The organism is Diaphorobacter sp. HDW4A (assembly GCF_011305995.1).
Classification (GTDB): Bacteria; Pseudomonadota; Gammaproteobacteria; order Burkholderiales; family Burkholderiaceae_C; genus Diaphorobacter_A.
In genome coordinates, this window is sequence record NZ_CP049910.1 from 707420 (window position 1) to 721096 (window position 13677).

13 protein-coding genes are annotated in these 13677 nt (G+C 60.9%); 3 read left to right on the forward strand and 10 right to left on the reverse strand.

The genetic code is table 11. From position 1 onward, the window contains the following. Positions 1-42: 42 nt before the first annotated feature. The 3 genes from G7047_RS03150 to G7047_RS03160 all read right to left on the reverse strand — a co-directional run bounded on the left by G7047_RS03150 (position 43) and on the right by G7047_RS03160 (position 2036). Entirely contained in the window at positions 43-600 is a 558-nt protein-coding gene (locus G7047_RS03150; RefSeq protein WP_166300632.1) for an NADPH-dependent FMN reductase, read from the reverse strand. A gap of 39 nt (positions 601-639) precedes the next feature. Beyond that, entirely contained in the window at positions 640-1275 is a 636-nt protein-coding gene (locus G7047_RS31040) for a CDGSH iron-sulfur domain-containing protein (protein ID WP_166300635.1), read from the reverse strand. 161 nt (positions 1276-1436) lie between these two features. Further along, on the reverse strand, positions 1437-2036 hold the full coding sequence (locus G7047_RS03160; protein WP_166300637.1) for a DUF938 domain-containing protein: 600 nt from the start codon (positions 2034-2036) through the stop codon (positions 1437-1439). 81 nt (positions 2037-2117) lie between these two features. Here G7047_RS03160 and G7047_RS03165 point away from each other — a divergent pair, with 81 nt between their 5' ends. After that, the gene (locus tag G7047_RS03165; protein ID WP_166300639.1) at positions 2118-2861 is read left to right on the forward strand and encodes an AAA family ATPase; all 744 of its coding nucleotides are present in this window, start codon (positions 2118-2120) and stop codon (positions 2859-2861) included. 16 nt (positions 2862-2877) lie between these two features. On the opposite strand, the gene G7047_RS03170 is transcribed toward G7047_RS03165, so the two are convergent. Further along, the gene (locus tag G7047_RS03170) at positions 2878-4185 is read right to left on the reverse strand and encodes an amidase (RefSeq protein WP_166300641.1); all 1308 of its coding nucleotides are present in this window, start codon (positions 4183-4185) and stop codon (positions 2878-2880) included. Between the two features lie 140 nt (positions 4186-4325). Then, entirely contained in the window at positions 4326-5468 is a 1143-nt protein-coding gene (locus G7047_RS31045; protein ID WP_240939352.1) for an MAPEG family protein, read from the reverse strand. A 513-nt stretch (positions 5469-5981) separates the two neighbouring features. Between G7047_RS31045 and G7047_RS03180 the strand changes: the two genes are divergently transcribed. Then, positions 5982-6476 carry a hypothetical protein gene (locus G7047_RS03180; RefSeq protein WP_240939353.1) on the forward strand — a complete coding sequence of 165 codons (495 nt, stop codon included), beginning with the start codon at positions 5982-5984 and terminating at the stop codon, positions 6474-6476. Positions 6477-6550: 74 nt separating this feature from the next. Here G7047_RS03180 and G7047_RS03185 read toward each other — a convergent pair whose 3' ends face one another. Both G7047_RS03185 and G7047_RS03190 read right to left on the reverse strand, forming a co-directional pair. Beyond that, positions 6551-8104, reverse strand: a complete 1554-nt coding sequence (locus G7047_RS03185; RefSeq protein WP_166300643.1) for a fumarate hydratase — start codon at positions 8102-8104, stop codon at positions 6551-6553. 228 nt (positions 8105-8332) lie between these two features. Further along, positions 8333-8869 carry a DUF3617 family protein gene (locus tag G7047_RS03190; RefSeq protein ID WP_166300645.1) on the reverse strand — a complete coding sequence of 179 codons (537 nt, stop codon included), beginning with the start codon at positions 8867-8869 and terminating at the stop codon, positions 8333-8335. 510 nt (positions 8870-9379) lie between these two features. Between G7047_RS03190 and fumC the strand changes: the two genes are divergently transcribed. Next, positions 9380-10774, forward strand: a complete 1395-nt coding sequence (fumC, locus tag G7047_RS03195) for a class II fumarate hydratase (RefSeq protein WP_166300647.1) — start codon at positions 9380-9382, stop codon at positions 10772-10774. Between the two features lie 83 nt (positions 10775-10857). Here the strand turns inward: fumC and G7047_RS03200 are convergent, their stop codons facing one another. From G7047_RS03200 to G7047_RS03210, 3 genes are all read right to left on the reverse strand, one after another. After that, a complete protein-coding gene (locus G7047_RS03200) occupies positions 10858-11085 on the reverse strand; it encodes a hypothetical protein (RefSeq protein ID WP_166300649.1) in 228 nt (75 codons plus the stop codon). 251 nt (positions 11086-11336) lie between these two features. Then, positions 11337-12074, reverse strand: coding sequence for a response regulator (locus tag G7047_RS03205; protein WP_166300653.1), 738 nt, complete (start codon positions 12072-12074; stop codon positions 11337-11339). Between the two features lie 4 nt (positions 12075-12078). After that, positions 12079-13617: an ATP-binding protein gene (locus tag G7047_RS03210; protein ID WP_166300656.1), complete on the reverse strand. Its 1539-nt coding sequence runs from the start codon at positions 13615-13617 to the stop codon at positions 12079-12081. Positions 13618-13677: the final 60 nt, after the last annotated feature.

The following is a 13677-nucleotide window of genomic DNA, read 5'->3' on the forward strand; positions in this document are numbered from 1 at the left end:
CGTGCCTGATGTGATACTGCTGCCGCATCGACCAAGTGCTATTTACTTCTTGCGTGGATGCAAAGCGACCCAAGCGAGGAACTTTTGCATCCAGCCGGTCAGGAACTGATGGCTTGCTTCGCCGATATTGCCGTCCGCATCGACGAGTCCTTCCTTCCATTGGATGAAACCCTCTGGCTGCGCCATGGTTGGCATGTCAAGGAACACCAGAATATTGCGCAGATGCTGCTGCGCCATTGACGTGGCAGGCCCGCCGGTGGACGTTCCAATGATGCCTGCAGGAATGTTGTTCCACGCTCCTTGCTTGAAGGGTCGGCTGCCGCCATCGAGTGCGTTCTTGAGCGGCGCGGGAATGGATCGGTTGTGCTCGGGCGTCACGAACAGGATGCCGTCCTTGCTGGCCACTTTGGCCTTGAAATCCACAAAGGCCTTGGGCGTGTGGACATCATCGTCGCGGTTGTAGAACGGCAGTGGGGTGATGTCGATGATTTCAATATCCGCATCGGCGGACACCAGCCTGGCAAGTGCCTTGGCCAGTTGCATGTTGATCGAAGACTGGCTATTGCTGCCCACAATGATGCCGATCTGAGGCTTGCTCATATGATGTTTCCTGTCGAAAAGTTAGAAGAGAAAACGATATCAGGCGGCCGTGAACCCGGCCTTCACATGACTGCCATCGCAATAGGGCTTGTTCTGGGAATGCCCGCAGCGGCAGAGCCACGTGTCGGTGACTTTGTTCGTGGTGGTTCCGGTGCCGCTCACCACCTCGAGCGAGCCGGAGACATGCAGCGGTCCGTTGGGTGTCGGGTCGATGATCAAGGGGCCATTGCGTTGCGCGAGCGCTTCGAATTTTTGAACCGCCGGTTCGCCAGTGGCTTGAAACCCGATGTCGACATGCGATTGATCGCAGAACGGCTTGTTTTTCGACGCCCCGCAGCGGCACAGCGTGGCGCGAAAACCCTCATCGCAGCCCTTGATGTTCAGTGGTGCATGAAACGCGAGCGGGCCGTTTTCCCGCACTTGTACCAGATTGACGATGGGAGCCTTTTCCATCGCGTCGCCATTGGGGGCCTTGCACTGGATTGCGCCAGAGGGACAATTGTGCGCAATCTCCAGCACTTCGGCGGCCGTGGCCGCCTCCGGATGAATCCACGCGCCCGCCACATTGGGCACGAACACGTCGGGGCGATTGAGCACGCAGTTGCGTGAATGGATGCATCGCGCACCATCAAATTCGATGGTTACGTCTATCGACTGAACAACTTCCTTGGGCATCGTGGGTTCCTCGCGGAGGTGGCCTGAATGGCGCTGACAGGGGCCGTCAACAGGCCAGTGGCCGGAATCTTTATTTCCTCACGATAGCCGCGTTTGTGTCGTCAATGCGTAGGACAAGAGGAAGGAGTGAATCGGGCCTGTGATCCGATCTCACGGAAATTTCACACCGTCTTTTCGAACACCAGAGTGCGGTTGTTGGCAGGCATGGCGTGGTCGGCCAGCAGCCTCAGCGAATGCGTTTGCGCGAGTTGCATCATGTCCTCGAAATGGCGGATGCCGCTTTGCGGATCGCGCTGGCGCAGCATGGCATCGAATGCGCGATTGCTGTCGCTGGTGAAAGCGCCGTCATAGTTGAACGGCCCATAGATCACCAGCCGCCCGCCCGAGGGCAGGTGCTGCCCGACGAGATTGAAGAGATTCTGTACGAGCTCCCACGAGACGATGTGCGCTGTATTGCTGGTGAAAACTGCGTCGTAGTGCCCATGGGGCCATGTATGCGCGTCGCCCAGATCGACCACGACAGGCGCACGCAGATTCGCCGAAGGCCGTTCGCCATGCCACGCGAGAATGCCCGGATGGTGCTGTTCCAGATCGCTGGCTTGCCATGTGAGATGTGGCAGGCGCGGCGCAAAGAAGACACTGTGTTGGCCTGTGCCGGAGCCAATTTCCAGCACGCTGGTGCTGTGAGCTAGCGCGGTTTTCAGCACATCGAGGATGGGTGCTTGATTGTTGGCGCAGGCTTGGGAGAAGGGTGGGGTCATGTCGGAGTTGTTTGGGGAAACCGGCTCGGCTGAATCGATTGGTGCATCATCGCATCAATTCATTTTCAGGACGGCCCTCGAATGATCGCGAGTGATTTCATCATCGACCTCTCTATCGTCAGGGACCGCGTTCCCTCGCCGGATGTGTATCCATTCAATCTGCCGTTCGTGCGTCAGCTTGATCGATTGAGGATTGATCCCAAGGTGACGTTGTTTGTCGGCGAGAATGGCACAGGCAAGTCCACGTTGCTTGAGGCGATTGCGGTGGCGATGGGGTTCAATGCGGAAGGTGGGAGTCGGAATTTTCAGTTTTCCACGCGCGCGTCGCATTCTGACTTGCATGAGTGTCTGCGGATCGCCAAGGGTTTCAAGCGGCCGCGCGATGGCTATTTTTTGCGGGCAGAGAGCTTTTTCAACGTGGCCTCCGAGATCGAACATCTCGATGACGAACCCTCCTTCGGACCGCCGATCATTCATTCGTATGGCGGACATTCGCTGCATGAGCAATCGCATGGCGAGTCGTTCATCACCTTGCTGGAAAAGCGGTTTGGAGGTCTGGGCCTCTACATCCTCGATGAACCCGAGGCGGCCCTCTCACCTCAACGTCAGCTCGCTGCGATGAAGCGCATGCACGAGTTGGTAAAGCAGCGCTCCCAGTTCATCATCGCGACGCACTCGCCGATTCTGATGGCGTATCCGGGTGCGCTCATCTACCAGTTTTCTTTGGACGGTGTGCGGCCAGTGGAGTACCGTGAGACCGAGCATTTCAAGGTCATGCACGCCTTCATGCAGGACCCGGAGGCCGCGCTCCGGGCCTTGTGGTGATGCCGGACGCGAGGACTTATCGCAGCGATTCGAGCTGCGACTGCAACGCTGCGCAGATCGCCAGCAGATCACGATCACGCTTGCGCTGGCCGACGACCATCAGGCCCACGGGCAGTGCGTTGGAGCCGACGTTGATCGGTAGCGACATGGCGGGCAAGTCGTAGAAGTTGAACACCGAGGTGTTGCGCAGCACCAGCATGTTGGCCTGATTGAAGGCCTCGGCGCTGGCGAGGCTGTCGATGCGCGGCGCGACCATGGCGACGGTCGGCAGCATCAGCAGGTCGCAATCGGCGATGCGGGCGTCCAATGTCTGCAGCAGTTGCGCGCGGGCGCGTTGCACGGCGACATAGTGCGCGGCGGCAATTGTTTCACCGCGCTGGATGCGGGCGAGCACGAAAGGGTCGATGGCACCTGGCTGGGTGGCCAATGTTTCGGCATGGATGTGCGCGGCCTCGGCGGCGATCAGCGTGCCTTTTTCCTGCAGCTTGAAAGGCGCTGCGCACCAGTCGTCGAGCTGCATGTCGTCCACGCGACAGCCGTTGCGCGAGAGTTCGGCGATCACCTGATCGAAGGCGGTCTGCACGGCGGCGTCGGTTTGGGTGAACAGCAATCCGCGCGGAATGCCGATGCGCAGGCCGCGTACCTCACGTGCGGGCAGCGAGGCAAGGGACTGGCCGCTCATCACGGCGTCGGCCTGCGCGCAGTCCAGCACGCTGCGGGCCAGCGGGCCCACGCTGTCCAGGCTGAACGACAGCGGATAGGCACCATCGCGTGGCACTCGGTTCTGCGTGGGTTTCAGGCCGGTCACGCCGTTCAACGCGGAGGGAATGCGCACTGAGCCGCCAGTGTCGGAACCAATGGAGATTTCTGACAGGCCACGCGCCACGGCCACGCCCGCGCCGGAGGACGAGCCGCCCGGAATGCGCGTGACGTCGCGGGCATTCCCCGGCGTGCCGTAGTGCGGATTGATGCCGATGCCCGAGAACGCGAACTCGGTCATGTTGGTCTTGCCAATGATGACTGCACCGGCCTGGCGCAGGCGCTGGACGATCACCGCATCTTGCCTGGCAGGCGGGGCGTTCTTGAGCACAGCGGAGCCCGCCGTAGTGGTTTCGCCCGCGATGTCGTACAGGTCCTTGACGGATATGATGCGTCCGTCAAGCGGGCCAAGCGAGATGCCGCTTTGCACGCGCTCATCAGATGCGCGGGCCGCGGCGAGTGCGGCCTGCTCATACACATGGGTGAAGATGCGGCGGCCTTCGTCGCCTGCGTCCTGGATGGCTGCGAGCGTCTGCTCGGTGCGCTTGACGGAACTGTTGTGCATGTCTTGTCTGCCTTGGTTGATCAGGCCACTTCGGGAAAAATCTGCGATGTGCAGCGATGCTTCCGCCAGCGGTTCAGACATGGATCGTACAGCGCCATTGCGAACGATGTCGATGCGCAGATGCCACCGATGGCCGCGGCTCAGGCTTGCGCGAACAGGGCGGCCGCGAGCAGCAGCCACTGCACCGTGAGAATCACATTGCTTGCCGCAAACAGCGCGAAGCGGTGCAGCACGTCGTTGTAGCTCAGGTGCACGAAGGTGTGCAGCACGCGTAGCACTACATAGGCCCAGGCCAAAGTCACCAGCCAGGTGCTTTGTACGCCTGTCACATAGATCATCACGCAGACCACGTAGAACAGCATTGGCAGCTCGAGCAGGTTCATGTAGTTGCGGTTGGCGAGGATGATGGCTTCGGGTAGCGGACCGGACTCGCCGTAAGCGAACTGGGCGATGTCCGCTTCGTCGCGCAGGGTGGCGCGCACGCGGCGGAAGGCTAGGTTCAGTGCCATGCACATGGTCCAGGCGGCGAGTGCGAACAAGGGCCAGAGAATCGTGGTGGCGTTCAGCATGCGGAGACTCCTCTGCGGTGGCTCGGGACGGACGGCGTCGGGTGCGCAGTCGGCGTCTTTGGCATCACATGGCTCGGCATTCTGCACGCTGGGGCGGCCCGCGTTCTTTGCGGCGCTCTCTTGCGCGCTCGTGAAGCGGATCGTCATGACCGGGCGCTGGCTCAGTTCCTGAATGTTCCATGAATAGTTGCCCTTGCCGAAGATCGGTGTGGAGTCAGCGTTGTGCGAGATCACGGTGACGTTGCTCGGCAGATGTATGTTGAGCGTGCCGTTGGGTTGGATGTGCAGGGTGGACAGCTCCTTGAGATCGCCGTCCTTGATGGCGTTGGAGGCGATGGTGGTGACGCCGGTGTTCGGGTCTGTCATGACCTGCAGGAAGTTGAAGAGATGCGTGGATTCGCCTGCGGCGCGCTGGCCTTCGCTTTGCAGCTCGAAACGGCCGTTGCCGACGTGCAAGGCCTTCTTGACTTCCGGATTGCTGCGCATCTTGCGCGCCTCGTTGTCGAGGTCTTTGCGCGCCTTGTCGTTGAGGCCGCCGAGCTTGGCCTGCTGCACGGCGGCGGCCACGTTGACGGCGGTTCCTGTGAATGTGTAGTGGTAGCTGGCGTCTGCCAGATAGTCGATATCGACGGCGAATTTCTCGGGCAGCATGCAAGCGCCCAGCATGATCGAAATGGCAGCGAGGCCCGCGAGTCTGACGATGTTCCGGAGCATGAAGGTCCTGCGGCAAAAGTGATCGATTGATCGTATGCAGGCCATGTTTTTCAAGCCCGTGTTCAGGTCAAGTCCTGGGCCGCAAACAGGTTGCGGGGACGGGGCTCAAGGTCACGAAATGTGAGTCCTCTGGATCGCGTTGGCGGTGAATTTTGATGTTGAACGACTGGACGAAAGCGGCCGTTTGATTCCACAAGTTTCGGACAGGGGATGTTGTGTCCTTTGTCGTTCGCAGGACTTGGCTTGTGAGTGTGCCGACGCCTTTTGTCTGCGAGTCACAGGACTGCGAGGACAGGGCTGGCGGTGGGTGCTGACATCGGTTGTGTGGGCTGTTGTTTCGTAGTGTTTTGTAAAGCTATTAACTCATGGATGCTTACAGTCGACTGCATATCGACCTTAGTCTCCAGTTGCAAGGATCGGGGCACAATGCAGAACAAGTGATCGGCAGACGCGTGGACTCTGCCGGGCATGACGGAGGGGATACTCTTGAAGCGGTTTGGAAATGCGCTCCGCGTGGCCGACGGCACAGTGTTCAAACTCAAGCTGCCCGAGCCCGACTATGCGATCACCTCGGTGATGCGCCGTACCTTCTCGGTGACGGTGGTGTCGCACGACGGCGTCAACGTGGTACTGAGCCAGAGCGGCCAGCTCATGAAGGAGGGCACGCGCTACGCCATGGTGTACGTGGGCGCGGAGATGAAGGACCCGCAGACGGGCCAGCGACTTGGCCGTGTGGAGTCTCCATGCTGTGATCTGATGACTGACCGCGTGACGCCGAATTTTTCATATGGCCGCCTCGAGAACGTGCGTGGTCAGCTCGACCAGTTGCCCGCAGGCGCGCTGCAGGTACGCGAACAGCTCAAGGAAGTTGCCGTGGCCAAGGGCGCGATGGGAGATGCGCAGGCAGTAACCGTGGCCCCTGCACCGCCCCCTCGCCAGGCTCGCGTGACGCAACAGGAAGGGTCAGCTGCACCCGCATCGGTGAAGTCCAGCGACGACAAATGGTGAAGAGTTTTCTCTGATCCACAAAGCAAAAAATCCCGGCGTACCGGGATTTTTTGTGGGGGGAGGGTGGGCCCGCCTTATTCAGCCGCGACCGCGATGCCCTTGAACTCGCCAGAGGCGATGCGCTTGCTCCATTCGGCCGGGCCGGTGATGTGCGCGCTGGTGCCGCCCGAATCCACGGCCACGGTCACGGGCATGTCGACCACGTCGAATTCGTAGATGGCTTCCATGCCCAGATCTTCGAAGCCCACCACCTTGGCGTGCTTGATGGCCTTGGAGACCAGGTAGGCGGCGCCGCCCACGGCCATCAGGTAGGCGCTCTTGTGGTTCTTGATGGATTCGATAGCGACGGGGCCGCGTTCGGCCTTGCCGATCATGGCGATGAGGCCGGTCTGCTCCAGCATCATGTCGGTGAACTTGTCCATGCGGGTGGCAGTCGTCGGGCCTGCGGGGCCGACGGCTTCGTCGCGCACTGGATCGACCGGGCCGACGTAGTAAATCGCGCGGTTGGTGAAGTCCACGGGCAGCGGCTCACCCTTGGCCAGCATGTCCTGAATGCGCTTGTGAGCGGCATCGCGGCCGGTGAGCATCTTGCCGTTGAGCAGCAGCGTCTCGCCGGGCTTCCAGCTTGCCACTTCTTCCTTGGTCAGCGTGTTCAGGTCGACCTTCTTGGACTTGTTGTAGTCCGGTGCCCAGTCGATCTTGGGCCACAGGTCGAGCGATGGAGCGTCGAGGTACACGGGGCCGGAGCCATCCAGCACGAAGTGTGCGTGGCGTGTGGCGGCGCAGTTGGGGATCATCGCCACGGGCTTGGAGGCCGCATGCGTGGGGTACATCTTGATCTTGATGTCCAGAACCGTCGCGAGGCCGCCGAGGCCCTGCGCGCCGATGCCCAGAGCGTTGACCTTCTCGTACAGTTCAAGGCGCAGCTCTTCCACTTGGTCGAGCTTCTCGCCACGAGCGGACTTGGCCTGAAGCTCGTACATGTCGAGGTCTTCCATCAGGCTTTCCTTGGCGAGCAGCACCGCCTTTTCAGCCGTGCCGCCGATGCCGATGCCCAGCATGCCAGGTGGGCACCAGCCCGCGCCCATCGTGGGAACGGTCTTCAGAACCCAATCGACCAGACTGTCGCTCGGGTTCATCATGATCATCTTGGACTTGTTCTCCGAGCCGCCGCCCTTGGCCGCGACGATGATGTCCACCTTGTTGCCGGGAACGATCTGCACGTTGATCACCGCAGGTGTGTTGTCTTTGGTGTTCTTGCGCGCGAAGTGAGGATCGGCCACGACGGACGCGCGCAGCGTGTTGTCCGGGTGGTTGTAGCCACGGCGCACGCCTTCGTTGACGGCGTCTTCGAGACCGGCGGTGAAGCCTTCCCATTTCACGTCCATGCCCACTTTCAGGAACACATTGACGATGCCGGTATCCTGGCAGATCGGGCGATGGCCGGTGGCGGACATCTTGGAGTTGGTCAGGATCTGCGCCATCGCATCCTTGGCCGCAGGGCTTTGCTCGCGCTCATAGGCGCGGGCCAGATGCTGGATGTAGTCAGCGGGGTGGTAGTAGCTGATGTACTGGAGGGCACCTGCGATCGAGTCGATCAGGTCCTGCTGGCGGATGGTTGTGGTCATCGTGAAGCTTGCTAGGTTTATGGGAGCGCCGGGGGAAGCGCAGGGAAAACCCGTCAATTATCCGCCGAAGCGCCCAACGCCTGCAGGGAAAACCCGAGAAGTCTTATAGAGGACTCGGCGGTGTCCCGCGCTACGGAACCCGCACGGCCTTGTGCCCTCGATGTAACCGCCATGAAAAAGGCACCCATTCGGGTGCCCCTGTTTCGCTTGCAGAAGTTCCCGGGAACCTTACTTTTTCTGGGGCTGGCCCATGTTCAGCAGATTCATCTTCTGGCCATTGACGATCACGTCGCCTGGCTTCTGGTCGGCCTTGCAGGGGCCCACCCACTTGGCGACCATGACGGACTTGGAGCTTGAGATGCCAGCCATCGGCGGGTTGAAGGTGGAATCGGCGGTCATGGTGTATTCCTTCTCGAAATCACCCGAGGTCACGCTCTTGCTCTCCATCTTGGAGGGGCCCATCTGGCAGATGGCATGGCCGGTGTATTTGTTGCCATCCTTCTTGTTCTCGTTCTTCTCGCACTTCATGTTGTTCATCATGCCGGAGCCCATCTTCTGCAGCGCCTGGTCGCTGGCGGTGTCCACGCACTGCTGCATCACTTGCTCGGGATTCTTGTTGGCGCCGGTCGTGCCGCTGGTGGTGATTTGCCAGAGGCCTGCCTTGCGGGCGGGCATCTCTTGGGCCGAAGCGGTCAGGGGCAGGGCGGCAAGTGTCAAAGCTGCCAAGACGGCGGGAACGGCAATGCGGGCGCGAAGGAATTGCATGAAGTCTCCTGAGTTGAAGTGAAAGGGGATAGGAATTGGTATTGATATTGGCTTCACTGGACGGTGCCCAGAATTAGCGCTGTTGGCGAATATCCATATGCAACGGCGCAGATTATTTCGGGATCGTGTGACGAGTCGCCGTGGAATTCGTAACTACTAATTTCAAGGCGGGCCGTTCGGACGTCGCTTTCCCTGGGGACAGCGGCGTCGAGCCTGTCTGTACGGAGGGAGCAGAAGATTCAACGGTCAATAACCACAGGGGGGTTGAGACAATTAGAAACAAATCACTCGGTCCGTGGTGAAAGATTTTCTACTCTGCTTTGAGGACCGTTTGCCTGTCGCACCATCATGGTTTCTGGTCGCTCGGATAGCATGGTCGGGATGCCGCGCGCGATGCACGGCATTTCGTTTTCAAGCGGAACGCACTAGCCAATGGCCGCAAATCGCCATGTTTGTTCTCCAGCCAAACGTGCCGCTTTGGTATGTACTCACATTCAAAGGAGTTTTCGCATGACGACTGCTATTCGGCAGGAGAAAGACACATTCGGGCTGATCGACGTTCCCGCAGACAAGCTCTGGGGCGCACAGACGCAGCGCTCGATTCAGAATTTCAAGATCAGCGGCGAGAAGCAGCCCGCCGAGATCATCCACGCGCTCGCGCAGGTCAAGCGCGCGTCGGCCACGGTGAACCATCAATTGGGGCTGCTTGACGAGAAGAAGACTCAAGCGATCCTGGCTGCAGCCGATGAGGTGATTGCGGGCAAACACCCGGACGAGTTTCCGCTCGTGGTCTGGCAGACGGGCTCGGGCACGCAGACCAACATGAACGTCAACGAGGTGCTGGCCAATCGTGCGAGCGAGCTGCTGGGCGGTGAGCGTGGCGAGTCGCGTCTTGTACACCCCAACGACGATGTGAACAAGAGCCAGTCGAGCAACGACGTCTATCCCACGGCCATGCATGTAGCGGCAGTGACGGCCATCGAGCAGAAACTGCTGCCCGCGATTGCACGACTGCACGCAACGCTCAAGGCCAAGAGCGAGGCGTTTGCCGACATCGTGAAGATCGGCCGCACACATTTGCAGGATGCGACGCCGCTCACGCTCGGGCAGGAAATTTCGGGCTGGGTTGCGCAGCTTGAGCATGGTGAAAGGCACATCCGCGCAGCGCTGCCGCATCTCTACGAACTGGCGCTTGGCGGCACGGCGGTGGGCACGGGGCTCAACGCGCCCAAGGGCTATGCGGAAGGCGTGGCGGCCGAGATCGCGAAGATCACCGGCTATCCGTTCATCACGTCGCCCAACAAGTTCGAATCGCTCGCGAGCTGCGACGGGCTGGTGCACGCGCACGGCTCGCTCAAGACGCTGGCCGCAAGCCTCATGAAAATCGCCAACGACGTGCGCTGGCTCGCGAGCGGTCCGCGCAGTGGTCTCGGCGAGCTATCGATTCCCGAGAACGAACCCGGCTCGTCGATCATGCCCGGCAAGGTCAATCCCACGCAGTGCGAGGCGATGACGATGCTGTGTGCGCAGGTCTTTGGCAACGATGTGGCAATCAACTTCGGCGGCGCGTCGGGCAACTTCGAGCTCAACGTGTTCCGCCCGCTGGTCGCGCACAACTTCCTGCAGAGCGTGCGCCTGCTCGCGGATGGCATGGTGAGCTTCGATGAGCACTGCGCGGTCGGTATCGAGCCCAATCGCGAACGCATCGCCGAGCTGGTCAGCCGCTCGCTCATGCTGGTGACTGCGCTGAACACCCACATCGGCTACGACAAGTCGGCCTACATCGCCAAGAAGGCGCACAAGGAAGGCACCAGCCTGCGCGACGCAGCGATTGCCAGCGGACATGTGACGGGCGAGCAGTTCGATGCGTGGGTCGTGCCGGGGAATATGGTCGGCAATCTATGAGTTGGTGACAGGTGCCGTGAGTGCGGGTCGGCCGACCACCGCGTCATCCTTGGGGTTGACGCGATCAAGGCGTCCGGGCCGACCTACTTCACTCTCCTGATCATGCGTCGGCGCAGTTGCTCACGAAACATGGAACCACCAACCTGCACAAGAGCTTCGATGTCATCACCGTCGAGTCGATCAATGTTCTCGGACATCCAGACTGCGAGCTTGACGATGGCCTCGTCTGCATCTCGAGGTTCGCGCGCGGCATCCAACTGTTCAGCGCGTTGGCGAAACAGGGCGACGATGGGGTGATCGGCGTATTCCATGGGGCACCTCCTGCCAATAGATGGTACGCCGGCGCGAAAAAACACCATCTGTCAGGGGCTTGGAAATCGATTGAAAAGGAAAGGCCTTTGCCCTTGCCACGCTTGATCTTGAATTCGACGCCCTGGTCCAGTAAGTCGCACACATCGTCGGTGCCAGGGCGGCGGGTGTGGGGCCGACCACGCTCAGGCCTTGGTGAGCCCTGTACGATTGGCTGCGCAATGCCTAGGGGCCATGCCGAGTCACATTGAGGTCAAAGGGATTCCCAAGTCGACACACGGGCTTGTCCGCCTGCATCCGGCGGCTCGAAAGCGAAGCCGACGCCATAGACCGAACGGATCCAGTCGTGGCCACTGCGATCAGCGCTGCGCAGCTTTTTGCGCAGGTTCTTGACGTGGCTGTCGACCGAACGCTCGTTGAGGTCCTGCGTGTCCTCGTCGTAGGACAGCTCGAGCATCTGTGCGCGCGAGAGGATGCGGTCGCGGTGCTGGATCAGCGTTTGCAGCAGGCGGTATTCGCGGTGCGTGAGCGGCACGGGTTTGCCGTAGAGCGAGACCTGTGAGAGGTTGTCGTCGAGCTGCAGCGCGCCGGTGTCTGCGGGTGCTGCGCCTGCGGTGGGCTTGCGACGGCGCAGCACGGTCTTGACGCGCGCGACCACCTCGCGTGGCGAGAACGGCTTGCAGATGTAGTCGTCCGCGCCGAGCTCAAGACCGATGAGGCGGTCGACTTCTTCGACGCGGGCGGTGAGAAGAATGATCAGTGCGTCGCCGTTTTTGCGGGTCTGGCGCAGCACTTCGAGGCCGTCCATGCCCGGCAGCATCACGTCGAGCAAGGTCAGATCGGGAGGGTTGGAGCCGAGCAGGCGTTCAAGCGCCGCGTTGCCGTCGGCTACATGTTCCGCGTCGTAGCCTGCGTGGCGCAGGTAGTCGAGCACCACGTTGGCGATGTCGGCTTCATCTTCGACGATGAGAATTCTCTGGTTGTTGGTCATGATGTCACTTCTCCATCAAAGGGAGGGTCAGCGTGATGCGAAGGCCGCCAAGCGGGGATTGCGCGGCGTCGATCTGGCCGCCATGGTCCTGGACAATGGAGCGGCAGATCGCAAGGCCGAGGCCGGAGCCGCCCAGATCACCGTTTGCACGTTGTCTGGACGATTCGGTGCGGTACAGGCGCTCGAAAAGATGCGGCAACTCCTGCTCGGATACGCCGGGGTTGGTGTCGTCGAACACGATCAGCAGATGCGCGCCGGACTTGTCGCGTTGACCGGAGGCGACGATTCTCAGCTCGCCGCCGTGGTCTGTGTAGCGCAAACAGTTTTCGAGCAGGTTGAGGAACACGCGGTGCAGTTGCTGAGCATTGCCGCGCACACGCGGTGCGTTGGCGGCAAGCGCCCACTCGCGTGGTTCGTTGAGTTCGATGGAGATGTTGGTCTGATCGAAACGCGTCTGCAGCGATGCAATCGCCTCGCTGAGCTGAATCATCGGCTGCATGGGTTCCATCTTTGCAGGCGCGATGGTGGTGGTATCGACACTGGCTCGCAGATCGCCCACCAGTTGAATGAGCCGCATGAGCTGGCGATGCAGGCGCTCAGCGGTGTGGTCATCGAACTGTCGCACGCCATCCTGAACAGCCTCGATCTCGGCGCGCATGGCGGTGAGCGGCGTGCGCAGTTCATGCGCCATGTCGCCAATCCACTGGCGGCGTGAAGTCTCCATGCTGTCAAGCTGCTGCGCCATGTCGTTGAAGGTGTGGATCAGGCGAGAGAATTCTTCGCTTTCTGTCTGCTCGGGAATGCGTGTCTGCAAATGTCCTGCAGCCAGATTTTTGGCTCCCGTCACCAGCACGCCGATGGGGCGCAGCCAGCGGTGAGCAAGCCAGACCGACAGGAGCAGGGCGAGGAGCAGGCCCGCCGCCCCGGTCCAGAGCACGAAGCCGAGCTGCTTTTCTAGAAAGGCCTTGTCGGCCTCTCGCTCCAAGCCTTCGGGCGGGTTCATCAATAGATATCCAATGGTGCGTCCGCCCTCGTCCTTGAGCGCTGTGCGTGCATTGCCAGGCTGTGCAGGACTGCCAGCGATCAGTTGCTCCTTTGCGTCCAACAGCGACAGGCGCCTGGCCAGTCCGTCGACAGGTCTGCCGATGGCAGCGGGTGCTGGCTTCGACGCATTGGTGGGCGGGAGGATGAGCGGTGCGGACGCGACAGGGGTTGGTGTAGTTGGTCGATTCGTAAAAAAGGGGAAACCGGGATTGCCACGTTGTTCCGCTTCCTCCGGCGCAATCCAGTTGCCCGGCGGACGTCGCAGTGCACGCCAAAGAGCAGGTTGCTCGATCAGTGGGTGCCAACTGTGATGCTGGCGGTAGACCGACTGCAGCCGCTCCGCCAGCCAGTCCATGCGTGCCAGTTCGATCTCCGCCACATACGGCCCGAGGCCACGCTGCAGGCCGAGGCGCGAGAAGCCGATGAACAGCGCCATCATCACTGCGAGCAGGATCGTGAGGGCGATGAAGGCTTTGGTTTGAAGAGACAGTCGGCGCATGAATGGGGCGATGGAGCACCACGAGTGATTCGGCAAATGCACATGCTAAGGCACACACCA

What these genes read in the sequence shown, in the direction of transcription:
- fumC (WP_166300647.1), top strand. Translation starts at nt 9,380, where the DNA reads ATGACGACTGCTATTCGGCAGGAGAAAGACACATTCGGGCTGATCGAC.
- G7047_RS03190 (WP_166300645.1), bottom strand. Translation starts at nt 8,869, where the DNA reads ATGCAATTCCTTCGCGCCCGCATTGCCGTTCCCGCCGTCTTGGCAGCT.
- G7047_RS03210 (WP_166300656.1), bottom strand. Translation starts at nt 13,617, where the DNA reads ATGCGCCGACTGTCTCTTCAAACCAAAGCCTTCATCGCCCTCACGATC.
- G7047_RS03150 (WP_166300632.1), bottom strand. Translation starts at nt 600, where the DNA reads ATGAGCAAGCCTCAGATCGGCATCATTGTGGGCAGCAATAGCCAGTCT.
- G7047_RS03185 (WP_166300643.1), bottom strand. Translation starts at nt 8,104, where the DNA reads ATGACCACAACCATCCGCCAGCAGGACCTGATCGACTCGATCGCAGGT.
- G7047_RS03200 (WP_166300649.1), bottom strand. Translation starts at nt 11,085, where the DNA reads ATGGAATACGCCGATCACCCCATCGTCGCCCTGTTTCGCCAACGCGCT.
- G7047_RS03160 (WP_166300637.1), bottom strand. Translation starts at nt 2,036, where the DNA reads ATGACCCCACCCTTCTCCCAAGCCTGCGCCAACAATCAAGCACCCATC.
- G7047_RS03205 (WP_166300653.1), bottom strand. Translation starts at nt 12,074, where the DNA reads ATGACCAACAACCAGAGAATTCTCATCGTCGAAGATGAAGCCGACATC.
- G7047_RS03165 (WP_166300639.1), top strand. Translation starts at nt 2,118, where the DNA reads ATGATCGCGAGTGATTTCATCATCGACCTCTCTATCGTCAGGGACCGC.
- G7047_RS31040 (WP_166300635.1), bottom strand. Translation starts at nt 1,275, where the DNA reads ATGCCCAAGGAAGTTGTTCAGTCGATAGACGTAACCATCGAATTTGAT.
- G7047_RS03170 (WP_166300641.1), bottom strand. Translation starts at nt 4,185, where the DNA reads ATGCACAACAGTTCCGTCAAGCGCACCGAGCAGACGCTCGCAGCCATC.
- G7047_RS31045 (WP_240939352.1), bottom strand. Translation starts at nt 5,468, where the DNA reads ATGCTCCGGAACATCGTCAGACTCGCGGGCCTCGCTGCCATTTCGATC.